The organism is Segatella salivae DSM 15606 (genome assembly GCF_000185845.1).
In the GTDB taxonomy this organism is placed as follows: Bacteria; Bacteroidota; Bacteroidia; order Bacteroidales; family Bacteroidaceae; genus Prevotella; species Prevotella salivae.
The window spans coordinates 2,313,728-2,337,647 of the sequence record NZ_GL629647.1 but is presented as its reverse complement, the minus strand read 5'-3'; the positions used below and the strand labels follow the sequence as shown (position 1 = coordinate 2,337,647).

The window sequence follows — 23,920 nt, the reverse complement described above, 5'->3', positions numbered from 1 at the left end:
CCTTAATTTTGCCTCATCTCTTCGTAAGAAAAAGGCGAAAAGGCCTCATTTAAGCATAGCTGTGCATGCCTCCCAACACATAGTTTACGCCGAAATATGTTATGACTATCGTCAAGAAAGCTATCGTTGTATAGATGTGATAGTATTTAGGCGTGCGCAAAGCAGGTACACTTTGCAAGTGAAGAAGCACCGCATAAACCATAAAAGTGATAAGCGCCCACGTCTCTTTTGGGTCCCATGACCAGTAGTTTCCCCAGCTAATGTTGGCCCAAATGGCACCAATGAAGATGCCAAGTCCCAGCGTTGTCATGGCAGGATAAAGGAAAATGCGACTCAAAGTCATTAAAGCCGTAGACTGTTCCAGTCCTGTTTGGGGACAACCACGCATGCGTTGTAACGCGGAAAGAATCAAAGCAGTGAGTCCGCAGATAAAGGTTAGGGCCAAAAGTGCGTAACTCATCATGATGATACTCACGTGAATACTCAGTAATGGGCTATTCAACACGGGCATAATATGGCCGATTGCGGGGTCCATTTGACCGATATGGCTCACCAAAAGAAAGAAACCACTGAGTAAAAAGCCAAAGGTGATGATGAGAAGTCGCAGAGAACGCATAGCAAAAGCCATCACTATAGTGATCAACATGCTAAACCACGCAACGGAAAGCATGGACTCATAGCCATTGCTTAAAGGGATATTGTCGCTTATTATCCATCGTAAGGCCAGCGCAAATGTTAGCACTGAGAATGAGATGACAAGCAAAAGGATGAGCAATCCGTGAAGTATTGACGGACGAAGCCCAAGAAGTTGCGTCTTGGAGGAAGTCAATCGGCGAATCACTAAGCCCATAGTGAAGAATCCAAGACATAGGTTTAAGATGAAAAGTAGAGTGGAAAAAGGAATGTTATTGTAGCATTTCTCTGCCTTAAACTGCATGTCAGTAGGGAGCGATTCGCCTGCATTGTGCTGCTGATAGCTACGAAGTTGCTCAATGAGTTGAATAGCATTGGCCTCATCATTCGCTGCAACGGCTTGGTAGAGTGCAGGAAAGTAGCTCTTGATTAACAGGATATCATTCTTCGGAAGCTGCTTAGGATACTGCTCAAATGGCGAGAACCATTGCGTCTTTCCATGTCGAAACGTGTGCGGAAATAGGGCAAGTGGCGTTCCCTTTTGCAGCGACATGATGACTTGAAGCTTATTATCCATGTCATAACAAGCCTTGTGTAGTGCGTCCTGTTGACCTTGTTGATAGTCATAAGCATATTGACCCAGGACGTATTCTCCATTTTGAAAGAATGCCTTTACATTCGTATATTCGGGTAATCCGAATGTTTCGCGCATCTCTTTACTCTTGATTTGCACGATAGGTTCACGATTCCACGCATCGCCAAAGAATATCCAACTCATCAAGATTTGAGTGGCATCAGCGCCTTTATAGCTTCGTTTGCCATAGATTTTCTTCACAAAATCTAAGGCGAAAGTCTGCAAAGGACAGATTCGTTCGTTATAGTTGATATAGAGATCTCCAAACTTTTCGGCTACGGGTTGAGCCACTACAGGGGCTGAAATAGATTCTTCGGCCGCATGAATGGCTGTTGAAAATCCAAAGATTAGCAACAAAGTGGCTAATGATTTCTTAAGCACCGGACTGCGAAGCAACTTTCTAAATGTTCCTTTTGCATCGACAAGAAGCCATAAAAGCGAAAAGAACAGCAGACCATAACCCGTATATGTGACCGGAAGTCCATAGGGATCACTATTCACACTGAGGTAACTTCCGCGGTTATCTGTGTCATAACTCGCTTGGTAGAAACGTGTACCATGGTAGTAAAATACCTTATTCATCGACACGGTTGCACGTGTAATTGTCTCGCCATCTGTTATGACAAAGTGAGTCATATAATCCGAAGCAGCTTGTGTTCCGTCGTGATATTGTATGTCGAAATGGTCCAAACGAACCGAAAAAGGCAGTCGATGTGTACGCGATTCTGACATGGAAACCATTTCTGTATAGACGTTAGTTGGCTGGTCACCCCTTAGGTGTATCATCCCCTTAAAACCTGTTGTATGGGTTAAAAAGGCTCCAACAAGGATGACTATCATCGACAAATGAAGTAATAAAAGATTCCATTTCCGGAGATGAGATTTGGCAATATAGACCACACCTACAGCCACAAGAAGAGCCCAAAGCAGGCTAAACCACCACGCACCATATATATATTGCGAAACAAAGGGCGTCGAATTAAGATGCTCAATAATGGTGGCCGCTGCCATCACTACAATCAAAACTACATAGAAAACGAATGTTATTTTCTTAATCATTATGTTGTTGTATAAAGTCGTTTGCTTGTTCAAGCTGTTTACTTAGATTGTCTAAAGCCGCTATAGCCTGTTTAATGGTCGGGTCATTATAATGCTTTACAAATGGTTCGGGCACAGCATTGATGGCTTGAAGCGTTTTATCGAACGCCTCTCTCACGGCTTTTGAGATTGCCGGATTACGCACATTAAACCATGCATCGAAGGCATTGTTGTCATTACCAAACCATAAACTACGAATGCTTTGCAAGTTATCGCGAAGGTCTTCCAATGAAGTGTGACTATAAGGTGACTCAATATAGTCGGCATCTTGATGTTCAAACGGGTCGCCAAACTTAGTCCTTGCCATCTCATCCGATAGCCCCATCATGCCATTATCGCCTGTAAGTATGACCTGAGCTGCCCGTTGTGGCGTGTAAACGGCAAGGAAATAGTCGCGATAATCGGCTCCTTTTGGCGCACGATAGGATAGGTTTGCAGCATCAAGAATGGCTGTAAACTCGGTACCGGCACTGGCATTCCATCCGCAATAAAGCTGGTAACAACGCAGTCGAAGATTGGCAGATAAGGTCTTGGCATACTTGAGTTCACGAGCCGTTATGTCTGCAACAGGGCGTGGTTTTCCGTCTCTAAAGATAACATATTCAATGCCATGCCAGCCCACAATGCCTGAAGCCCAACGCTCACTATCGTCAAGTGGGTCATTGCTTTGCATGAGTTGTTGGAACCGAACGCGGTCTAACGGCCACGAGTTAATGTCAGCATCCACCGTGAAGTGGGCGTTGGCACCAAAAAAGAAGGCTTCGCTCTTCTCATAATCTCCACGAGCTTTGAGAAATAGTTGGCACACTTTCTCCAACTGCTCTTGCGTCATTGTCGACGTTTCAAGTGCAGATAGAGCCTCATAAAAGGTTGAAGTGTTCGTTGCCAACACTTTATATTGCGCGCGAATGACACCATCTATATCGTTCGTTATTACCTGTTCGAGGGATAGTTTGTTGCTTTGCTGACCATCATCTCCACCCTTTTCGCTACACGAAGAGAGGATAATGGAAAGAAATAACAATGCAAATGTGAGAGGTTTGAAATGTAGTTGAATCATGAAGAAAAACAGATTAATGTATAATACCTATGAGATAAGAATCTAAAATGTGTCACTTTACAACGCGAAATGGTGCATATTACAGGATAAAATGACGCATTTAGCACTGCAAAATGGCACATTTCAGAATCTTGTTTATAACGAGTTGACAGCTAATGAATTATGTATTGCATCACCATTAGCTCTACTCCACTCGCCCTCCCCACCCTTGGGGAGGAGTCGAGTGTGGGTAATATTAAATTGCATTGATGAAAGCTACGACAGCATCTCTATCGGCTTTCTTCAATTTATAGAACTTTTCAGCGGCAAAGTAGGCATCACTCTGCTTGCTATATGCATGCCACATGATAGCCTCTATTACGTTATGAGCGCGACAATCGTGTAATCTTGAGCCCTCACCTGTCTCTTGTGTCGACAAGCCGCGACCCCAAAGAGGTGTTGTTCTGCACCATCCTGTGCGGATATCATTAACCATGAAGAGGCGATGTTGTACCAAATCGGTGTATGGCCAGATAGTAGTGCCACTATAATCTGGTAGGCCATGGCCTATAGAAGCATATCTACGGCTGATAGGATCTACCCAACTGTTGTCTTTTTTGATAGTCCATGAAGGACGATGGCAGGCAGTACAGCCCATTTGATAGAACAGTTCTTTTCCTCGTTGCACCTCTTTTGAGTCGAGGTTACGGGCCTGTGGCACACCAAGTCCCTTATGCCATACCGAAAAAGCATAGTAATCTTCGTCTTGCATCTCGTCTTGTCCGTTCCAAGGTGCCATATCTACGAAGTATTGTTTATACTTTTGTTTGTTTGCTTCGGTAGGAGTGTTGAGACTTAACAAGTCATTTACCAACTTCTTTATACCTGCTTTGGTGCCATCTCCATAGTAAGGATGAAGCAAAGATGACGGATTTTGGCCCTGCTCTTGTATCTCTTTGATAACACTTTCGTCTTCACTCATGGCCTTAGCCCATGCAGGTGTGGTGTAGAGATAGCGGCGATCACTGCGTGTTACGTTGGTAATGTTCCAAATAGCATTGACACCTGGGCCGTCAAGTAGAGCCGCACGAGTCATCGCATAGGTAAACTTCTTGATGCGTTTTGTGCCATCTGCCAGCTTATACCATGCTGAAGCGGCCCAATCTTGGGCTGCAGTGTCCCACATACCAGGGTTGAGTTTCACGTGGGGATTGGCTGCTTCACGTGCATACTGCACCTTCATTGAGTCTTGATCAATGGCATCAAGCAAGCCAGAACCATACATACCAATCGTAGATTCAAGGCGTACCTCATAGTTGGTAGGCTTAGGATTGGTGTTGAAAGCACTCTGTTCGATGGTTACTTCAGGATAAGATAACTCAAATTTCTCGCCATCAGGGAATTGAGTTGCAGACAAACCAGAAGGCATAGTGCCTGAAAGCGTCTTCCATTGCATGTGGATTCCACGCTCATCAACAGGTGCTTTGAATGGATACATTGCCTTAGTTTGTGGCATACCCGTTACCTGACGGATGTATGAATTGGCTGCATATTGCACCCCATCAGGGTCGGTTCCTGCCGTTGGATGATAGATAACAAGCAGATATCCGTTACCCATTTGGTCGGCATTATACTTGTTTTGGCGCTTGCCATGACCGTAAGAAGGGTGACAATACTCACAACCTGAACGCACATAAGCAGGACCTAAGCCCGCATAAGGACGTGTAAAGTAGGTGTAATTGTGCTCAAAGAAGGTTTCACCGCGCTTGAAAGTCTGGGATAATCCAGCTTCTTCTATCTCGGGAGATGGGTTACTATAACAGCCCTCTTCATTCGAAGTAGTTCCCTTTTCGCCTCCAGGATACCACTCAGCTGAAGTAAAGTTGCCTATATTTTTACCGACATTATCATTTGGGTTGTAAGGCTTAGCACTATCATCTTCGCTACAAGCCGTTACCGCTAAAGCCATTGTGCCAAGCAGAAAAAGCCTTCCGAAATTCATTTTCATTATCATAAATATTTTTGTTTTACGCATATTACGTTATAAAGCGATAAACACGGGCATGAAGAAAAGGCTCCTTCATGTCCATATTACTTAGCGTCTGCCTCGGCAGAACTATCGTTTACTTATTGTTTTTGCCTATAAAGTCAGAGGCAGCAGTAAGTGCATCGTTCAGTTCTTGACATGCTTTGATTGCATTTGCGCACTGAGGATCCTTGATATTCTTAACGAATGGTGCCTTGATTGCAGCGATTTGCTTCAATGCATTGGTTATAGCGTCTTCAACACGCTTACCAGTTGCTGCATCATACTTCTTGAAATAGTTGCTGAAACTATATTCACTGCGCTTGCCTTGTACGCCACCATACCATACGTTTTCAATGCTATGGATGTTGTTTTGGAAGTCAGTTAGAGAGTTATAGCTATAAGGTGACTCGATATAACTTTCGTCTTTACCAGAGAATGGGTTATTAATCTTGGTATTACCAACCTCATCTGCAATACCAGCAGCACTGTGATCACCACTCAATACTGAGCTAACAGCGATTTTAACTGTTGCATATTGGCTGTTAACTGGGTCGCCGGCATGCTTCATTTCATAGCCATACGAGTTGCCTTTATCGGTAGTATAGCTCGTTTCCAACTCGTCAAGAACATCCTTATGTGCCTTAGTTGCATCCTCATTCCATGAGCATTCAAGACGATAAACGCTATTACGTAGGTCTTCAGCTACGGCTTTTGCATACTCAAGTTCTTGCGCTCCAGTGAAGATAGTGAAGTTGTTTGTACCAGCATTATAGGTATCATGTCCATTCAATTCAGCTGCTTTACGAGGTTGTCCATCGCGGAAGAGGATGAATTCTATGCCATGGAAGCCGAGAATACTTTGGTCATCGATCTTGTATTTCTTATCAGCCTTGATATAGTTATAAAGTGATTGCAAATCGAGAGGCCATGAATCGATGTGTGGGTCGATAAGGAAGTGAGAAGCAGCACCAAGCAAGAAGGCCTCACTACGCTCGTAGTTACCACGTGCTTCGAGGAAAGTCTTGCACACATCATTTACTTGTTGCTGTGTGATTGAACCCGGTTGAAGGGCTTCTAACTCTTTATAGAGCTTCTCACTCTCGTCAGCTAACGCCTTATATGTAGGGTTTACGGTGTTGTCTACATAGCTACTGAGTACTTGTTGAAGGTACTTGTCGCCCGCACTAAGCTCTCCTGACGGTTTAACATCATCGTCACTACTGCATGAAGTCATGCTCGTAGTCAGTGAACAAGCCATGGCAAATAGCATGGCATACTTGAAAATTTTCTTCATTTGTTTTTATTTTAAGTTAAGATTCCTTGTTATTCTTATTTAAATAGGTATATACCTACTTTATGATTCTTATCTTTTCTCATCCTTAAAGGAAGAAACCTTCGTAGGCAACTCCAAGAGAAACCGATGGCTCATTATTGTAAGCACTCTTCAAGAAGCGGTGAGAGTATTCGCCTTTCACTACGATTTGTTTGATTGGATAATAGTTGAAACCAAATGCTATGCGATTCTTTTCGGTATAAGGATATCTCAGTTGTGTGCCACTTGCCTTGTAAGAATTGTAATATTCGTAACGACCGAAGAGGTAAAAGTGCTGTTGATCTTGACGAAGTTTAGCGATTTGAGAGAACAAATCCCAACCGGCTTCAATACCAGTAGCCATAGCTGTCTTGCTAACGGGGTCTGGATTGAATGGAGAAATCTTGGTTTGTCTTCCTGGAAGTAGCTGTACATGTTCTGCATCTCCTAAGTGTCCATAGTCAAAACTACCACGAACTATCCAATTGAAACGATTGAATGTGAAGTCAATAGAGCCGATAGAAACGGCACCTTTGAGTTTAGATGCTTTACCATTTGCATCGCGACCCAATGAGTTATCAATGCTATGACCATAATATCCGCTTACACCGAGGCGCAAACCTGGTATAGAATAGTTGTCAATACGTAGGGCAACAGCATATTTATTGGCTGGTTCAAACTCGAAAGCAGAGCTTGCTCCCTTCTGAATCCAATTGTCACGACTAAAACTTAAGGCATTCAATCCAGCCAAGAATTGTAGTTGATACTTCCAATCCCGACCTACATGACCCCACAAACTAATACCCGTCTGGTGCCAAGTACAAGGAAGTATTGTTGCTTCTCCCTCTGGACGATAAACTGTAAAGAAGTTAAGTGGCTCATGATAAGCATTAGTCAAGCCAATAGGTACAACGATATGGCCGGCACGTAGATTGAACATGCGAGAGAAACTCTTTTGAATCCAAAACTGTTCTAACTCTACTTCTCCGCCTTTCTCTACCTCGTGTTCCCATTCTCCACTTTCTTCGTACTCCTTTTCATAGGCACTTCCGCTGCCACCATGCTCAAATTCAATCTCTGTTCCCATAGTCCAGCCCTTGCCAAAGTCGTAACCTAAGTAGATTACTGCATGGGGAATATCAAACTTTCCATGACTCGGATCCTTCTTATATTTAGCAGCTTGGCTGTATTTATAAGGGTTATCACTGAAGAACTCGCGTGTATAGCCTACCTCACCATAGCCTCCTACGCTTAGCTTGTTACCTTTTACGTGGTTCATTACGGAATCAATGGCGTTGACTTGTGCATGGGATTGCAATGTTAATCCTGCTAAAAGCACACCTGCCATTAGTCGAAACTTACAACTTTTCATTTATCTTCTATTAATGTTTCTGTTCCTTTTATAATGAAAAGTGCAGACTATCTAATTGTGAACCCAGTCTCAAGAATCAGAAAAATGCCGAAAAACGGAATTCTCTTCTTTATGAATAATCCGGGAAAACAATTACCACTGCACTTATTCGACTGCAAAGTTATGAAATAATACGAGTGTATTCAATACCTAAAAATAGTGAAAATATCAAATCGTGTTTTTCATTCTTTTTAGGTATTGCATGGCATTCAAAAAGCAATTACTTTTGCAACCGAAACATATTAAACTCAAAAATGCTCTCGGGCATAATCAAAGAAAGGAATTAAAAATGAATAAAACTTGTGTGATTTACGGTTCATCAACCGGTACATGCCAAGACCTGGCTTCTCGTATTGCTTCTAAACTCGGTGTAGACAGCGCTGACGTATTTGATGTTTCTAAAGTATCTGCTGATCAGCTTGGTGCTTATCAAAACTTCATTCTTGGCACTTCAACTTGGGGAGCAGGTGATATGCAGGACGATTGGTTTGATGGTGTGAAGACAATAAAAGAGGCAGGACTCAGTGGAAAGACTGTAGCCATCTTTGGTTGTGGTGATTCTGAGAGCTACAGTGATACCTTCTGTAGCGGTATGAACGAGCTTTTCAATGCCGTAAAAGAGGCAGGTGCCAAGGTCGTTGGCCAGGTTTCTACAGATGGTTACACCTATGATGACTCTGAAGCTGTTGTTGATGATCACTTCGTTGGACTCGCTCTTGATGAGGTAAATGAGGATGATAAGACCGACGAAAGAATCGATGCATGGGTTAAAGAGATTCAACCTGAACTTTAATTCAACAGAAAATGCTACAGACTGAGGCTGTACCGACTGACTTAAGAGTGCTTTCTGAGCACATCTATCAATATAAGAAAGGTGTTAGAAACATGGTTCTTTACACCTTTCCTGAACGCTATCAACAGCAAGCAATCGGTAAACTTGAGCGCCAAGGGATTGATTATCTCATCCAGCCTGTAGGCAATAGACGCATTAATCTGTTCTTCGGAAGGAAGGAATGTATGGATGCTTTGCGAACGTTTGCAGGCCGTCCACTCAATAAACTCACGCCCGAAGAGGACTTCATTCTCGGCACATTGCTCGGTTATGACCTATGCAGTCAGTGCGAACGCTATTGCAAACGCAAGGCCTAAGCGCCTTGTTTATTTCAAAAGACTATAGTAACGATAGCGCTTGTCAACTTGAGAAAGCCCGACAAGGCCGTCATACAAGATATTAATTACCATTATCAATAAGAATAATCTTGTTCGCTACATAGATTTCATAATGTTTTTGTATAAAAGTAAAAGGGTTGTCGCGAGACAACTCTTTTTTCGTTTTATAATGCCAAATGAAAGGAAGTAAGGGGAAAAATGAATTATCATATAATTCAACAAAGCTGAAAAAATAACGGCGATAAAATCAAATTGTTTTATGCTTTGATGGAAATACGCGCATATTTTGCATCTTTCATAGTGCTATGACTACCAATATCTTATGACGCTTTGGGGTTCATTAGCCTCCTTTTTTCATAATTTTCCACTGTGATATGACGCAAACAAAAGGCTAAAATGACGCAGATTACAAGGTGATATGGGGCAAATGCTGCTGAGTTTTGATAGGTTTCGTGATGCAAAATGTGCTATCTGGCATTATTAACTGCTGTTTTTCATGTGTTAACAAGCTTTTTCTTAACTTATTTCCTCCCACAAACGGCTCTCTTTTCTCTATTTGGTGAGGTCGTGAAGTGTTAAAAAACGGGATATAAAGTTTACAAAATAATAGTGTTTTCCATATCATCTGTTTTCCCACCGGAGCTTACATCATGTTATGTTTCCTATGAGATGAAGGCTTCAGAAGCTAAGATTCATGTTGAGATTCACACTTTCTAATAAACGAAAAAGAGTAAAAGGAGCCCGCTTTTACCAAAGCATCGGCCTCCTTTTACTCTTTTATTTTTTTGTGTAATTACCGGCTCATAGGTAACTTATAACCTAATGTAATCTGGAATACGCTGTTCTTTGTGTTAACACCTTTGGCAATATTTGTTACACCGAAGTTGTAACGACCATCAAGAACGAAGTCCTTGTACTCGTAAGATAAACCAACTGGGATAGAAAGATCAAAGGTATTTGCTTTTAATTTGTCTTTAGCAACGCAGAAACCTGGCTGAACACCGAGCTTAACTGCAAGGTTTTTAACTACATAAACGTTAGCAACTACAGGAATGTTCAAGTAGCTTGGCGCCCAAGTTACAGAAGCTTTACCTAAAACAGGCAAGTCAACTGTCTGCTTATTACCCTGACTTGAGTAGAGAAGTCCTACTGCAATAGAGTAGATATCGCCTAATTGATATTCAGCTTCTGCACCAGCTGCCAAACCAATTCTTGTGTCACCATGCGTCTTTGTGACGTTAGAAATGTTGAAACCTACCTTAGGTTGGATAGTCAGTGAACCAACGTCTTGTTGTGCAAACATAGAAACAGATGAGAGCAACATAACAGCTGCCAATACAATCTTCTTCATAATTTTACCTTTTTAAATTTATATTTGATAATCTTTTCACTGTAAAAGCAGTGAGTTTTTTAATATTTTAGTCCTGATTACGTTTGCAAAGATATGGTTTAAAAACATAACTTCAAAGTTTTTTTCACTTATTTTTCATTATGCTCTCATTTTCTTTACTTTATGAGTTCTATTTCGTTCATAAATGATACGTATTTGGTGATGAAATCATAACAACGATATGCGCTTCGTTTTCCATTCTTTTTGTAATCTTTTCTCACACAAAGTTTTTTATCTTATCCATGAAAGCATCTTTCTTATCCCTATTGTTTATGAGCAAAAGTGTATTACATTCTTCCCTTTTATGCCTTGAAGGCTTGCGCATAAAGCCTCTCATAACCTTCACGCATGCTACACATTGAAAAATGTTTTTCAGCAAATTGTCGTGCGATTGTCTGTAGTTCATGTCGATTGATGACGGGCAACACATCGTTAAACAGGTGCAAATAGGTGTTTAAATCGTTATGTTCCACACGCAGAGGCCAGTCATTTGGCAGTGTTTCATGCAGTCCCGGACACGCATTTATGATAGCGGGCAGTCCGTTGAAATTAGCTTCCAATGCAAGAATACTTAACCCTTCATGGCGCGAAGGCATAAGAAGGAAGTCGAAAGAAGCCAGATATGAGGCCAAATTAAATAGGGGTTCGCGAATCGAAACATGAGTAAACCCACCCAATTCGGCCGTTAACAATGACGCCAATGAGCCTCCGCCAATGACATGAAAATGATAGATGGCACTGTCTTTTTGGCTTTTTATAATCTCAATCAGCGTGTCAATGCCCTTTTGTTCCTCAAATCTTCCGGCGAAAAGAATATTGATTTTCCCGGTTTTTAGCTGGGAATAAGGTTGCTGTTTGACGGGAGCCACACCATTATATATAATAGGTGGGCTGTCATGATAATGCGCTTGATAATTTGATTTGACGGCTTCTGAAATAGCAATATTGGCATTTTGCCGAATGAAAAAGGCTTCTATGCGCCGTCCTGTGCGTTGCATGCCCGTCCAAAGTCGGGTGTTATGAATCGTTCTTACAATCTTACAACGCTTTAATGCCCATGGAAACAAACAGAAAAAACAATAGATTGACAGGTCGGGCATCTCGGTATGACTGTGTAAAACCTGTGGTTTATATTTCAAAAAGAGCCATAAGAACCACAACGGAAAGGTCAAAGCAGCCAGTCGTTCGAATAGATAGTGGAAATGAATCTCAGGAATCCAGCCCCTATGATAAGTGATATTGTGGTCTCGAAGCTCCTTTATGAGCACGTCTGTAAAGTCACTATGCGCCCTAATGAGTTCCACAACATGATACGTTATGCCTTCCGTTGGCGACTCAGCGATATTGATTGCAACCCGTTCTGCGCCTCCAACATCGAGGTGAGAGATAATATGAAAGACTATCTTTCGATGCATATTGCAAAATTAATGCTTTTCTTTTGAACTTCAATCAAATAGTCGTAATTTTGCGATTAAAACGAAATTAAAATGGCAGAGAACTTGAAAGAGAAGACCATTAAAGGGCTTTTCTGGGGTGCAATGAATAGTGGCACGACGCAATTACTTAACTTAGTCATTGGAATCTCACTCGGACGACTCATCGGTCCAGCTGAATATGGCATTGTTGGCGTGCTAAACATCTTCACGTTGATAGCAGGTAACCTGCAAAGCAGTGGCTTTTCACAAGGCTTAGTGAATCTAAAGTCGCCGCAAGCCAGCGATTATAATTCTGTCTTTTGGTTCAATATTCTCTCCAGTTTCGGCATTTACGCGGTGCTTTTCTTTGCTTCTCCGCTCATCGCGACATACGTTCATGACCCTAATATGACAAAGCTTGCGCGCTTTGTCTTCTTGAGTTTCGTCATATCTTCATTCGGAATAGCCCACAATGCCTATATGACGAAGAACATGATGAATAGAGAACTCGCCATCGTTGGCGCCATAGCGCTCGTTTGTTCGGGTGGAGTTTCCATCACGTTAGCCTTTTTAGGCTTCTCCTATTGGAGCTTGGCATGGCAACAAATCATTTATATTGCGGTGTTGAATCTTGGTCGTTATTACTTCGTTTCATGGCATCCATCCTTCCATTTCACGTTCGAGCCCGTCAAACGCATGTTTAACTTCAGTGTGAAAGTACTCATTACAAACATCGTTAACACTGTAAGCAATAACATATTAACCTTGATTTTCGGTGGACTTTACCCCTTAAAGGTCGTCGGAGACTATTCCCAAGCCAACAAATGGAACACAATGGCCAACTCGTTTGTAGCCAATGCAGTCGGTCAAGTGGCTCAACCCGTGTTGGCTTCTGTAAATGAAGAGCGCGGAAGAGAAGTCAGAGTGTTTCGCAAGATGATGCGTTTCACGGCCTTTTTATCGTTCCCTGCCATGTTCGGCTTAGCCATTGTGTCACGCGAATTCATTCTCATCACCATCAAAGAAAAATGGATTGACGCCATTCCTCTATTGCAAATGCTTTGCATTGGCGGTGCTTTCGTGCCGTTTTATACCATGTATCAGAATGTAGCTTTAAGCAATGGACGCTCTGATATATATATGCGTTGCAACGTGATTCAAATCATCTTGCAACTTGCAATCATTGCTTTCTGCTATCGTTTAGGAATCAATGCCATGGTGATGTTCTATACATTGTTCACGATTGTATGGCTTTTGGTGTGGCAATATGCCGCTCATCGCATCATCGGAATACGCTTATGGGAAGTCATCAAGGATGTAGTGCCAACGATGTTTGTAGCTGCTGGCGTAATGATTCTCACCTATTTTGCCACTGCTTTCATTTCTTCCTTACTCTTGTTACTGCTTACTCGCATCGTCGTTGCCACCTTATTATATATAGGAGTGACTAAGATGTTACACATGGAAATATTGGAAGAGACTATCGTCTGGCTGAAAAAGAAACGCAAATAACCGCTATCATGCCTTTCAAATCAAAAGAAACGATAGGCTAAACATACATTATTGAAGTTTCGTTTGCCATAAAACAGGAGTAGATGTGCATCATCCTATGATGAGAAATCATCGTCTTCAATCGGTCATTTCCTTAACACCACTCCCACATCTTTCTGTAAACGCGATACAATATGTCGCTAATCTTCAAGGGAAGCCATGTGGTCATGGCCTGTAAAAACATTCTGTTTCTACGCTTCAATGGCTTGAAAGAGCAGTAGGTTGCTATCTCGTTGGCCCGCATTCCATTTCTCATTGCATCACGATACATGTTTAACAAGCCCATGTCGAGGGCCTGATGATAGCGTCCTTCCACATCATTTCGTCTGTAGAAGTCAATCACAACAGCATTTGCTTTGACCATAGAGATGAGACTACGACGTGAGATTTGGTGGGTGTAGGAAGTGATATTGTCTATCCGATAGCCATAAACGGGGACATCAGTTGTCGTGAAACGAGCTGTAAAAAAGGCACGGGCGATGACCGTATAGTCCTCACAATAGTTGATGCCCGACTTGAAATCAATGCCTTGTTCCAATAAAAAAGCACGACGATATAGGCGTGCCCACAGGTTGTTTTTCACCTTATTTTGACACAACAACAGGCTAACATAACGCTCACGAGGCATAGTTGGGGGAAGATTTACAGCCCCTTCACTATGGTTTTCATACGTGGTATATGCGCCAGTTACTATGTCATAGTTTCCTGTTTGCATGGTTTCGACAAGAGCAGACACGGCATGTGACGGCATGATATCATCACTATCGGCGTGCATAATGGCTTCACCTGTGGCATGCTCAAATGCAGTTTGCCGCGCAGCCCCTACCCCTTTGTTCTGTTCGTGGCGTACAATCTTCACCTGATTTGCCCGCTCTGGGAATGCAGTCAGCACCGCTTTCAACACCGAAATGCTATTATCGGGCGAACAATCATCTACAAAAATATACTCTAAATCACGATAATCCTGCCCAAAAAGTGACTGTGCACATTCGGCGATATAGGCCTCAACAGCATAAACAGGAACGAGAATTGAAACTTTCATAGGCTGTTAGTGTAACATGAAATGAATGAAAAGCTGCCCATTATGAACCAACATGAAGACGCAAATCAATAGGAGCAGAACGCGCAAAGCCCTTTGTAGAGAAGGCCATTGCAGGCGTTTCAGCAGATAGGCTGCGGCAATAGGCAAGATGAAAGCCCAGTGGGCAGCCATGATATAGACTTCGTTCAGTCCAAAACCAAGCACTAAGTGCAACACCATATCAAGCCCAAACCACGATAAACAGAGTTGCATGAAGCGCAACCGAAAGGCCGTGACAAGGCCACCTGCAAGGAACAACATCATCACTACACTGACAACATAACACCATTTGTTATGATAGGTCACGAAAATAGGGCGTTCTTTATTGACATCTTGCAGCAAATGGTCTTCGTGAAGCATGAAAGACTCGCCAAAAAGGTTTTCAATGATGCTGTGACCACGTGATAATTGTGTGTCAGTCCAACGGAAAGAGTCTCCCTTAGTGATAGCATTGGCTTGAAGATGTCTGTTCTTTTCGGCCTGCTCTGCATAGGTTTTACGAAACGTTGCATCTTTTTTCAGTCGCTCATTCACCGTGTGTGTGCGTCGCTGTTGTTCGGGTTTCTGCACCCATTCGTTAAAAGCCATGTAGGAAATGCCCAATAACAACATCGGCAACACTATGGAAATGGCAAACGATTTAGGGCTAAAAAAACGCTTTCCATTGGCAAACCACGCTGCAAGTCCTATCTTTACGCAGTTGGTTGTTGTCACTCCAGTGGATAAAAAGAGCAAAATGGCGGTTTTCCATGCCGCTAATGGTCGACGCTCACACATCGCTTTACCGGCAACATAGAGTGTAAACAGCAAGAAAAACAACGATAAAGCAAAGTGATCGGGCGCCACAACAGCGACCATAATGTGTGCAAACGTTAGAAAGAATGCCGTGAGTAACAAGCTATCTCGATAGCCAATGCCCACTATTTCGCGTAAGATTCTGAATAGAAATAATGTGGAATAAAGCGATAAAATGATGAGTACGGCTGCCCAAATAAACACGGCACAGTTCATGCCTGTTAGCCCCATGAGCCATTGATTGACTTGTGTGAGGGGATAGATGAAGGCAGAAAGCAACGGATGTCGCTCCAAACTATAAAGTGGACGCCATTCAGAGAGCGTGATATATGTAAAGGGATCGTAGCCCGAAAGGCCGAAATCCTTCATAAAATGCATATAATATCCGCCCTTAAGTGCATGAGTAAACGCCTCAAAGTGCTGTGAAATAGCAAGGGCGTTTAAGCCAATCAAATAGAGAAAGACGACCAAAGCAGGCCATCGTTCGTCTTTTCTGATGCTGAATAGGCATAGTGGATTTCTCATCGTTTGCGGTTGTTATAACTGCAAATGTACGCATAATTTATCATATTTCGGCATGATAGGTGGACAAAACGCAGCCTCATCATAAAGCAGATAGAGTGATAAGCAATTGTCAGTAAAATGGATGAATGACATAAAATGCGAGGAGAGCTTTTGTCATCCCAAGAATACCATTCCATGATTTGCCCCATTTCGTCGCGTAATCTCCGTCATTTCACCGCGTGAAATGCGTCAAATTACCCGGTCGTTTGCGTCAAATCATTGGGTGAAATGATGCAAATGATGAGGTGAGGTGATTTCTCCCACCTTATTCTTCCGTGATAAAGGCAGGAGAATGGGGCACGAAATGTATCTTGATGTCTATTAGAATGACCTGTAAAGTATTGATTAGCAGGCGACAAACCATATAAAAACATCCCTTCTAATCATTCTTTTTTGGAGCTGACAATGGCCTGTTCTATTCATACACAAAACCATTCCACCGGCAGTATCGCTTTTATTCGTCTCCTAAAATCTCACCATCTTTCATGTGAATGGTGCGGTCTGTGATTGCCGCTAAGCCCTCATCATGGGTTACAATGACGAAAGTTTGGCCGAATTTATCACGTAAATCGAAGAAAAGTTGATGCAGTTCAGCCTTGTTTTTGCTATCAAGACTGCCCGAAGGTTCGTCAGCTAAGATGACAGCGGGCTTGTTAACGAGAGCTCGAGCCACAGCAACGCGCTGCTTTTCTCCACCAGAAAGTTCGGCAGGTTTATGGTTTGCACGGTCTGAAAGCCCCATAAACTCAAGCAATTCCAAGGCACGTTGTTTCGCCTCACTATTGCTTTTACCGGCGATATAGGCTGGAATCATGATATTTTCTAAGGCAGTAAACTCAGGAAGAAGCTGGTGAAATTGGAACACAAAGCCTATATGTTGGTTGCGAAAATCGCTGAGTTTGCGCGTTGATAGCTTGTTTACATCGATTCCATCAAGGCAGATTGTACCAGAATCCGGTTTATCCAAGGTGCCAATAATCTGCAGAAGAGTCGTTTTTCCGGCTCCCGATGGTCCGACAATACTAACGACTTCGCCTTTGTTAATATGCAAGTTGATGTCTTTTAGCACTTGAAGATTACCGAAACTCTTTGTGATATTTTTGATGTCAATCATTGTTTTATTTGTTTTTAGATAACATTTTGCGACGCTTGTCAATCCATCTTGCGAGCGATTCCCATGCACTTCGTTCCTCCGTATGTTGCGATTGAGAGTATGTCATGACTTCTTGATCGCCGTATTGATCGGGGAAAATGATGACCAAGTTCTTGCCATTGAAATAGCGTTGGACTTCATCGGGCAGATATTCTAATGCATTTTTGTAAGAAACGGTACCCTTTCGAGCAGTCACAATGACGAAAAGATGGTCGTCGGCCACATCATTTGCCAGCTTAGGAAGCTCGTTCCAATGGTCCATATTGCTGTAATCGGCACGCACTTGCGGGTGTCGATTCTTGATATATTCATTCACTAAGGAAAGCGTTTCGGTGCGTCCGTGGAACTGAATGCGGCACTCTAAGTTACCCGCTATACGCGACAAGCGTTCTAACCAGCGGTAGAATCCGGGCTCAAATTCAGCGCGTGAGGGCACCGCTACTTGGATTCTGCGAATCGTGTTGAGTGGTTGTGCGAGACGAGCCATCGTGATTTGTTGGTTCAATCCGTTAAATAAGCTCTGATGAAACTCGCCCCAAAACTTCGTGGATACTTCCTTATGAGTGTGCATTCCGATAAGAATCTCGGTGGCTTGGAACTCTTTAAAGGCATGTTTAATGCCGTTAGCGATGTTGGCAGCAATGCGAGTTTGCGTTTGAATCTGTATGTCAGAACCAGCACAATACTGTGTCATCTGTTCGAGAAGTCGGTTTCCTTGTTCCATGTTTCGGTGCATATGCTCTCCATCATAGACTACATTCAGGGCGACAAGCCCTCGTGTTTGCTTTCGGTTTAGCATGAGAATAGCCATGTTCATGAGTCGTTCTGCGTACTCAGGATACTTCACTGGGACGAGTATTCGCTGGTCGTTTGCCTTACGATGTGCCTCTACCGGCAACTCTTTATCACGTAGAATGATGCGCTGAGCAGACTGTTCTGTGATGACACTTGATATGATACAAGTGAACAAAATCATAACAATGACGGCATTAAGCATTTGTGCACTGACCAAAGGGGCGCCGTCTTCGCCTAACAAATTCATGCCAACCATCACCATAGCAATGGCTCCTGCCGCATGAGCCGACGTCATTCCAAACATCATGTGGCCTGAACTTATTGGCATTCTAAAGCCAAAACATGCTGCGTATGCCGCGATTGCTTTTCCCAATGTGCCAAAAAGCGTGATACAGATAACGGCCCAAAGGATGCCACCGCCAGTGAAAAGGAGTCGCACGTTGATAAGCATTCCGACACCAATCAAGAAGTATGGGATGAAAACGGCATTGCCAATAAACTCCAATCTGTTCTTTAATGGTGAGACAGAAGGGATGTATCGGTTGAGGATTAAGCCTGAAAGAAAGGCGCCAAAGATGCCTTCTAATCCGATGGCAGCACTCAAAGCAGCGCACAAAAAGAGTGAAGCCAGGACGAAAATAAACTGCATTACGGCGTCACTATAACGTCGAAGAAACCATCGAGTGAGGCGAGGCAGCAGGAAAATAGCAGCTGCACAATAGATAACGAACTTTGAAACAAAGAACAACCAAAAGCCAATGCTTCCCTCACCTTTATTAGATGCGACGATGGCTGCTAACATAATAAGGGAGAAAATCAATGAAATGATGCTCGAACCCACACTTAATGTGACGCTGGGTTTACGCTGAAGACCATACCGACTGACGATAGGGTAAGCGACAAGTGTATTACTTGCCATGATACAACCTAACAAAAGAGAAGCTGTAATGCCGTAATTGAGCAGATGAATCCCCATAAAGTAGGTCAGCAGTAAAGGCACGGTGAAAGTCAATAAGGCAAAAATGAGCAAACGATTCCTATTCTTTCGGATGCTCTCCATATCCATTTCGAGGGCTGCAAGGAACATAATGTAGTAGAGACCTACACGTCCAAAGAGCTCAAAAGAGTTATCCCTTACGAGAATGTTTAAGCCATATTTGCCGACAACTACCCCCGCAAGTACCATCCCAATGATATGAGGGATGCGCAGTTTTCCCATGATAATCGGTGCAAGAAGGATTATCAGTAACACCACAAAGAATGTAAGTGTGGGGTCAGTAATGGGAAAGTATTGGGCAAGGTGTATCATATTCTTGGGCAAAGTTACACAAAAAAAAGAAAAATACCACACTTGATATCGGGTAAAGTGAGTTTTATGCGCTCATAAGTTAAATGTAGTCTCATCATGTTCTCAGGCTTTCCATGCTGTAATCAACCTTTTCTACTTTTTTATTCTCATCCTTTTTTGCTTTTCACAAATATGTGTTAACTTTGCAATATGATGTTTGTTAACTCATAATTTCATGTTACAGTTAGATCAATTTTATAAGGCTCGTTACGTATTAAGCACTGTTTTGCGTAAGACAGAGCTTGTACATGCCAAGAAAATCAACCCAGATGTCGACGTATATCTAAAGCCAGAATGTCTTCAACTGACTGGTTCTTTCAAACTTCGCGGTGCATATTTCAAGATTTCTCAACTTTCAGAAGAAGAGAAAGCAAAAGGAGTCATCGCCTGTTCTGCAGGCAATCACGCCCAAGGTGTAGCCTTAGGAGCTACTGCAATGGGTGTAAAGAGTCTTATTTGTCTACCCGAAGGAGCGCCTATTTCGAAAGTAGAAGCGACACGAAAGCTTGGTGCTGATGTGATGCTTGTACCCGGAGTATACGATGACGCCTATCAAATGGCGTTGCAATTACGCGATGAACGAGGTTACAGTTTCGTGCATCCCTTCGATGATGAGAACGTGATTGCAGGGCAAGGAACGATAGGACTTGAACTCTTGGAACAGCTTCCTGACCTCGACGCTGTAGTCGTTCCAGTCGGTGGAGGAGGTCTAATCTCGGGCGTAGCCTTTGCTATTAAGAGCCTAAATCCACATGTAAAGATCTATGGAGTACAGGCAGAAGGCGCTCCAAGTATGGTCAATAGTATACATGATCACACGATAGAACGTCTTACGAATGTATCGACTATAGCCGATGGAATCGCTGTAAAGGAGCCGGGAAAACTAACGTTTGACACCTGTTCTTCCTATGTAGATGAGATTGTAACTGTTACAGAAGACGAGATTTGTGCAGCCATTTTAAAACTTATCGAAAGTGAAAAGATGGTGGCAGAAGGTGCTGGTGCTACGAGTGTTGCAGCCGTAATGTTTAACAAAGTGCCTGTAAAGGGAAAGAAAACGGTATGCATTGTCAGTGGTGGAAACATTGATGTGACCATCTTAAATCGCGTGATTAACCGTGGACTTGTTAAGAGTGGACGCCTTTGTACGCTTGATCTTGAGTTGGATGATCAGCCTGGTAAGCTCCTCGATGTATGCACTGTGATTGCTCAGAAGGGGGCAAATGTGACGGGAGTGCACCATGATCGTTCGGCCAACCGCAAGAAAGTGAACGCTTGTTTGTTGCGTGTGACGATGGAAACTAAGAACCAACAGCACATAGAATCAATCATAAAGGCGTTAGAAGACAAAGGATTTGCAATATTTAATAACCCAAACTTAAAATAATTTATATGAAAACGATTCACACAAACAACGCTCCTGCGGCTATAGGTCCATATAGCCAAGCTATCGAAGTCAATGGTTTTATCTTTGCATCCGGCCAGATTCCTATCGACCCTTCGACGGGAAACTTCGTTGAAGGCGATATTAAAGAGCAGACAAAGCAGGCCATTACCAATGCTAAAAACATTCTTGAAGAGGCCGGAACTGACCTTGCGCACGTGGTAAAAACCACTGTTTATTTGGCAAACATGGCTGATTTCGCTGCAATGAATGAGGTATATGCCACCTTCTTCCAGCAGCCTTTCCCAGCTCGTTCGGCTGTTGCTGTGAAAGATTTACCTAAGGGTGCTCTCGTCGAAGTAGAGGTTTTAGCATATAAAGGCTAAGAAGAGAAGAAACCGAACAGGTTGAAAAATACCATAACAACTAAAGGGTAAGAAAGTCAAAAGACGCTCCTTGAATAATAACTCAAGTGTAGTCTTTTGCCATTCTTACCCTTTTTCTGTCGTATTTCTCTATTATTTTTTCGATTTTACCAGGTATTCTGCAATCTGAACAGCGTTTAATGCAGCGCCTTTTCTAATCTGATCGCCTGTCAACCATAAGGTGTTGCCATTGTCATCTGCCAAGTCTTTGCGCACACGACCAACGAAAATATTATCTTTTCCAGCACTTTCTAATGGCATAGGATATACATAATGTTGCGGATCGTCTACCAAAGTAACTCCTGGAGCGGCTGCCAACGCTTTGCGAATCTCGTCAACCGACAATGGCTTTTCAGTCTCAAACCACACACTTTCAGAGTGAGAACGAAGCGAACTCACACGTACACACGTTGCACTTGTACGCACATCGCTGTGCATTATCTTACGCGTTTCGTTGAACATCTTCATCTCTTCCTTTGTATAGTCATTCGAAGTCATCTTGTCTATCTGTGGAATGACGTTGTAAGCCAACTGATGTGGAAACTTATCTATAGTCTTAACAGCACCTTCTTCGATAAGTTCTTTATACTGTTTCTCAAGTTCTTGCATCGCAGCTGCACCTGCTCCGCTCGCACTTTGATAGCTGGCGATATGTATTTTGCGTATATGACTGAGCTGATCTATGGGTTTCAACACCACAACCATCATGATAGTAGTGCAATTTGGATTAGCAATGATGCGACGGGGGCAGTCTAACGCGTCCGCAGCATTCACCTCAGGAACGACCAAAGGCACATCATCGCACATACGAAATGCACTCGAATTGTCTATCATTACAGCGCCATATTTCGTTATTGTGTCTGCAAACTCCTCCGAAGTACTACCACCTGCCGAGGTAAAGGCTATGTCAACATCTTTGAAATCATCATTATGCTGCAGCAGTTTTACCTCATATTCCTTCCCCTTGAAGGTGTATTTGCGACCTGCACTGCGTGTAGAACCAAACAAAACCAAGTCATCCATCGGGAAGTTTCTTTCTGCAAGGATGCGTAAAAACTCTTGTCCCACAGCACCACTTGCGCCAACTATTGCTACTTTCATTTACGATTTATAATTTAATTCAATATACTATGTTGCAAATTTACATAATAATTTTCTAATTTAGCCTACAATATGATGATTTAATTTGGCTCTTTGTGTGAAATTGTAGCTAAAGTAACATCCTCTCATCTAATAGTATAATCCTCGTGAAACAAGTCAACCCGTCTTCCATATCTGGGTATAAGCGTTGATAAAATGATATGCAAAACAAACCATTTTGTAAAGTTTATTAGCGTGATTTGGCATTTATTCATGCGTGCATTGCCGTTCACAATAATATAAAATAAATGTTTCAACACCATAGGTGTTACGCTTTCTAAGCGTAATCCGATATTAATTACCTCACTATAACCATGCTTTTACAGAAAAAGCTCAACACCTACGGCGTTGAATCTCCTTGCGAATACTCACCCGGGGTAGGCTCGTTCCTCGCCAACCCCCGGGCTATCAAAGACACAACTCGTACCGAGTTGCGAGATGAAATAATTGTGAGGGTAGCGTTGTTGATAATTAAAGGTAATATAGTGTAAAGCAAACAAAGCCTCTCCCCCAGCCCCTCCCCGAAGAGGGAGGGGAGTAGTTACTCTTTGAAATGGAGGAAGTTATTTTGGGATTATTTTGGGGTGGTGATGTTATTGCTCATTAATGGTAAAACAATTTGCGTCATTTCATCGTGTAAAATACGGCAAATCATGCGACAATTTGACGCTAATCACGCGGTCGTTTGCCTCAAATCATTTTACTATCTACGCCACATCATCATATAAAAAGCACCGATGCACATCACTAATGCGCATCGGTGGTTTATTTTTTCCTTTGAAATGTTGAGCGGAAGTAGTTTATTAGAAGGTCCACTTTGCGGCAACTGTCGGCAAAGCATAAAAGCGATTGTGCTCTCCTCGCTTGTTCCACACAAAATTGTTACTAAGTTCTACCTCGCTTCCGAGACTCAAGTTGACACCTTGCATGCCTTTCAACGTGTTTAGATTGAACCAGAACTGCGGCTCACTCAATAGGATAAGTTTGCCATTTACATTGGGATTATACCACAAATCGCAAAAACCGCTGAAGGTACATAAGCCTTTTGCAAACGTCGTACTCCACACTTCGGTCAACTGAAAGCCACTAAATGGGTGGGCACCATAGTGTTTATTCTTGAAATAATACTTGTACATAGCTTGCACAGAGAAGGTCTTTGAGAAATCAGCACTATGCCAATTCCATGCACCTCCAAACAAAACGGCGTGCTGAAAGCGGTTAGCTTGCCAGGTATCTTCGTCAGAAGACAAGCCGCCATTATACTCAATATGAGCTGCCCACTGCTTGTTTTTGGTGAGATTAAACTCGCGTGATATCTCCCAATAAGCCCCAGCAACGCCTTCTCTCTGATAGTCTATGTCGGTAAACATAAAGGTTGAGCCCCACTTATCAGGCTTAAACATTTCTACAGTGGTAGTAACTGACGGACGATTGGTAAGATCTTTGTAAAGCGAATGACCCAAGTCGTAGTGCAATTGCACGTTTTGTGCTGTTACTCCTAAGGTTAAAAGCAACAACAAAAGCATAATAAAAGATTTCTTCATTGTGATAGT

18 protein-coding genes are annotated in these 23,920 nt (G+C 42.7%); 5 read left to right on the top strand and 13 right to left on the bottom strand.

The features are described from left to right. Positions 1-49: 49 nt before the first annotated feature. From HMPREF9420_RS09250 to HMPREF9420_RS09230, 5 genes are all read right to left on the bottom strand, one after another. Positions 50-2,326, bottom strand: coding sequence for a cytochrome c biogenesis protein CcsA (locus HMPREF9420_RS09250; protein WP_007135374.1), 2,277 nt, complete (start codon positions 2,324-2,326; stop codon positions 50-52). After that, the gene (locus HMPREF9420_RS09245; protein ID WP_007135373.1) at positions 2,319-3,425 is read right to left on the bottom strand and encodes an imelysin family protein; all 1,107 of its coding nucleotides are present in this window, start codon (positions 3,423-3,425) and stop codon (positions 2,319-2,321) included. The genes HMPREF9420_RS09250 and HMPREF9420_RS09245 overlap by 8 nt, the downstream gene beginning before the upstream one ends. A 235-nt stretch (positions 3,426-3,660) precedes the next feature. Then, on the bottom strand, positions 3,661-5,418 hold the full coding sequence (locus tag HMPREF9420_RS09240) for a di-heme oxidoredictase family protein (RefSeq protein WP_081457508.1): 1,758 nt from the start codon (positions 5,416-5,418) through the stop codon (positions 3,661-3,663). 109 nt (positions 5,419-5,527) lie between these two features. Next, a complete protein-coding gene (locus tag HMPREF9420_RS09235; RefSeq protein WP_007135371.1) occupies positions 5,528-6,727 on the bottom strand; it encodes an imelysin family protein in 1,200 nt (399 codons plus the stop codon). A gap of 85 nt (positions 6,728-6,812) precedes the next feature. After that, positions 6,813-8,117, bottom strand: a complete 1,305-nt coding sequence (locus tag HMPREF9420_RS09230; RefSeq protein WP_007135370.1) for a hypothetical protein — start codon at positions 8,115-8,117, stop codon at positions 6,813-6,815. 328 nt (positions 8,118-8,445) lie between these two features. On the opposite strand from HMPREF9420_RS09230, the gene fldA reads away from it, so the two are divergent. Next, the gene (gene fldA, locus HMPREF9420_RS09225) at positions 8,446-8,949 is read left to right on the top strand and encodes a flavodoxin FldA (RefSeq protein ID WP_044079203.1); all 504 of its coding nucleotides are present in this window, start codon (positions 8,446-8,448) and stop codon (positions 8,947-8,949) included. Positions 8,950-8,960: 11 nt separating this feature from the next. Beyond that, positions 8,961-9,305: a DUF2023 family protein gene (locus tag HMPREF9420_RS09220; RefSeq protein WP_007135368.1), complete on the top strand. Its 345-nt coding sequence runs from the start codon at positions 8,961-8,963 to the stop codon at positions 9,303-9,305. An 814-nt stretch (positions 9,306-10,119) separates the two neighbouring features. Here the strand turns inward: HMPREF9420_RS09220 and HMPREF9420_RS09215 are convergent. Together HMPREF9420_RS09215 and HMPREF9420_RS09210 are read right to left on the bottom strand one after the other, a co-directional pair. Then, complete coding sequence (locus HMPREF9420_RS09215) at positions 10,120-10,677, bottom strand: porin family protein (protein WP_007135366.1); 558 nt, start codon at positions 10,675-10,677, stop codon at positions 10,120-10,122. A 341-nt stretch (positions 10,678-11,018) separates the two neighbouring features. Then, positions 11,019-12,131, bottom strand: a complete 1,113-nt coding sequence (locus tag HMPREF9420_RS09210; RefSeq protein WP_007135364.1) for a glycosyltransferase — start codon at positions 12,129-12,131, stop codon at positions 11,019-11,021. 72 nt (positions 12,132-12,203) lie between these two features. Here HMPREF9420_RS09210 and HMPREF9420_RS09205 point away from each other — a divergent pair, with 72 nt between their 5' ends. After that, a complete protein-coding gene (locus HMPREF9420_RS09205; RefSeq protein ID WP_007135363.1) occupies positions 12,204-13,643 on the top strand; it encodes a lipopolysaccharide biosynthesis protein in 1,440 nt (479 codons plus the stop codon). 133 nt (positions 13,644-13,776) lie between these two features. On the opposite strand, the gene HMPREF9420_RS09200 is transcribed toward HMPREF9420_RS09205, so the two are convergent. The 4 genes from HMPREF9420_RS09200 to HMPREF9420_RS09185 form a co-directional block, all read right to left on the bottom strand. After that, on the bottom strand, positions 13,777-14,724 hold the full coding sequence (locus HMPREF9420_RS09200) for a glycosyltransferase family 2 protein (protein ID WP_007135362.1): 948 nt from the start codon (positions 14,722-14,724) through the stop codon (positions 13,777-13,779). A 6-nt stretch (positions 14,725-14,730) separates the two neighbouring features. Continuing rightward, entirely contained in the window at positions 14,731-16,083 is a 1,353-nt protein-coding gene (locus HMPREF9420_RS09195) for a DUF6080 domain-containing protein (RefSeq protein ID WP_007135361.1), read from the bottom strand. Between the two features lie 493 nt (positions 16,084-16,576). After that, positions 16,577-17,236, bottom strand: coding sequence for an ABC transporter ATP-binding protein (locus HMPREF9420_RS09190; protein ID WP_007135360.1), 660 nt, complete (start codon positions 17,234-17,236; stop codon positions 16,577-16,579). Between the two features lie 4 nt (positions 17,237-17,240). After that, positions 17,241-19,379: a cation:proton antiporter gene (locus HMPREF9420_RS09185; protein WP_007135359.1), complete on the bottom strand. Its 2,139-nt coding sequence runs from the start codon at positions 19,377-19,379 to the stop codon at positions 17,241-17,243. A gap of 214 nt (positions 19,380-19,593) precedes the next feature. Between HMPREF9420_RS09185 and ilvA the strand changes: the two genes are divergently transcribed. Both ilvA and HMPREF9420_RS09175 read left to right on the top strand, forming a co-directional pair. Next, on the top strand, positions 19,594-20,805 hold the full coding sequence (ilvA, locus tag HMPREF9420_RS09180; protein WP_007135358.1) for a threonine ammonia-lyase: 1,212 nt from the start codon (positions 19,594-19,596) through the stop codon (positions 20,803-20,805). A 5-nt stretch (positions 20,806-20,810) separates the two neighbouring features. After that, complete coding sequence (locus HMPREF9420_RS09175; protein WP_007135357.1) at positions 20,811-21,188, top strand: RidA family protein; 378 nt, start codon at positions 20,811-20,813, stop codon at positions 21,186-21,188. A gap of 132 nt (positions 21,189-21,320) precedes the next feature. On the opposite strand, the gene HMPREF9420_RS09170 is transcribed toward HMPREF9420_RS09175, so the two are convergent. Both HMPREF9420_RS09170 and HMPREF9420_RS09165 read right to left on the bottom strand, forming a co-directional pair. After that, complete coding sequence (locus HMPREF9420_RS09170) at positions 21,321-22,328, bottom strand: aspartate-semialdehyde dehydrogenase (RefSeq protein WP_007135356.1); 1,008 nt, start codon at positions 22,326-22,328, stop codon at positions 21,321-21,323. A gap of 842 nt (positions 22,329-23,170) precedes the next feature. Continuing rightward, entirely contained in the window at positions 23,171-23,911 is a 741-nt protein-coding gene (locus HMPREF9420_RS09165; protein ID WP_007135354.1) for a nucleoside-specific channel-forming Tsx family protein, read from the bottom strand. Between the last annotated feature and the right edge of the window lie 9 nt (positions 23,912-23,920).

Bases quoted from the DNA above. Each gene is read 5' to 3' on its own strand.
- ilvA (WP_007135358.1), top strand. From the start codon at position 19,594: ATGTTACAGTTAGATCAATTTTATAAGGCTCGTTACGTATTAAGCACT.
- HMPREF9420_RS09165 (WP_007135354.1), bottom strand. From the start codon at position 23,911: ATGAAGAAATCTTTTATTATGCTTTTGTTGTTGCTTTTAACCTTAGGA.
- HMPREF9420_RS09205 (WP_007135363.1), top strand. From the start codon at position 12,204: ATGGCAGAGAACTTGAAAGAGAAGACCATTAAAGGGCTTTTCTGGGGT.
- HMPREF9420_RS09170 (WP_007135356.1), bottom strand. From the start codon at position 22,328: ATGAAAGTAGCAATAGTTGGCGCAAGTGGTGCTGTGGGACAAGAGTTT.
- HMPREF9420_RS09230 (WP_007135370.1), bottom strand. From the start codon at position 8,117: ATGAAAAGTTGTAAGTTTCGACTAATGGCAGGTGTGCTTTTAGCAGGA.
- HMPREF9420_RS09215 (WP_007135366.1), bottom strand. From the start codon at position 10,677: ATGAAGAAGATTGTATTGGCAGCTGTTATGTTGCTCTCATCTGTTTCT.
- HMPREF9420_RS09200 (WP_007135362.1), bottom strand. From the start codon at position 14,724: ATGAAAGTTTCAATTCTCGTTCCTGTTTATGCTGTTGAGGCCTATATC.
- HMPREF9420_RS09210 (WP_007135364.1), bottom strand. From the start codon at position 12,131: ATGCATCGAAAGATAGTCTTTCATATTATCTCTCACCTCGATGTTGGA.
- HMPREF9420_RS09235 (WP_007135371.1), bottom strand. From the start codon at position 6,727: ATGAAGAAAATTTTCAAGTATGCCATGCTATTTGCCATGGCTTGTTCA.
- HMPREF9420_RS09185 (WP_007135359.1), bottom strand. From the start codon at position 19,379: ATGATACACCTTGCCCAATACTTTCCCATTACTGACCCCACACTTACA.
- HMPREF9420_RS09175 (WP_007135357.1), top strand. From the start codon at position 20,811: ATGAAAACGATTCACACAAACAACGCTCCTGCGGCTATAGGTCCATAT.
- HMPREF9420_RS09240 (WP_081457508.1), bottom strand. From the start codon at position 5,418: ATGATAATGAAAATGAATTTCGGAAGGCTTTTTCTGCTTGGCACAATG.
- HMPREF9420_RS09245 (WP_007135373.1), bottom strand. From the start codon at position 3,425: ATGATTCAACTACATTTCAAACCTCTCACATTTGCATTGTTATTTCTT.
- HMPREF9420_RS09220 (WP_007135368.1), top strand. From the start codon at position 8,961: ATGCTACAGACTGAGGCTGTACCGACTGACTTAAGAGTGCTTTCTGAG.
- HMPREF9420_RS09250 (WP_007135374.1), bottom strand. From the start codon at position 2,326: ATGATTAAGAAAATAACATTCGTTTTCTATGTAGTTTTGATTGTAGTG.
- HMPREF9420_RS09190 (WP_007135360.1), bottom strand. From the start codon at position 17,236: ATGATTGACATCAAAAATATCACAAAGAGTTTCGGTAATCTTCAAGTG.
- HMPREF9420_RS09195 (WP_007135361.1), bottom strand. From the start codon at position 16,083: ATGAGAAATCCACTATGCCTATTCAGCATCAGAAAAGACGAACGATGG.
- fldA (WP_044079203.1), top strand. From the start codon at position 8,446: ATGAATAAAACTTGTGTGATTTACGGTTCATCAACCGGTACATGCCAA.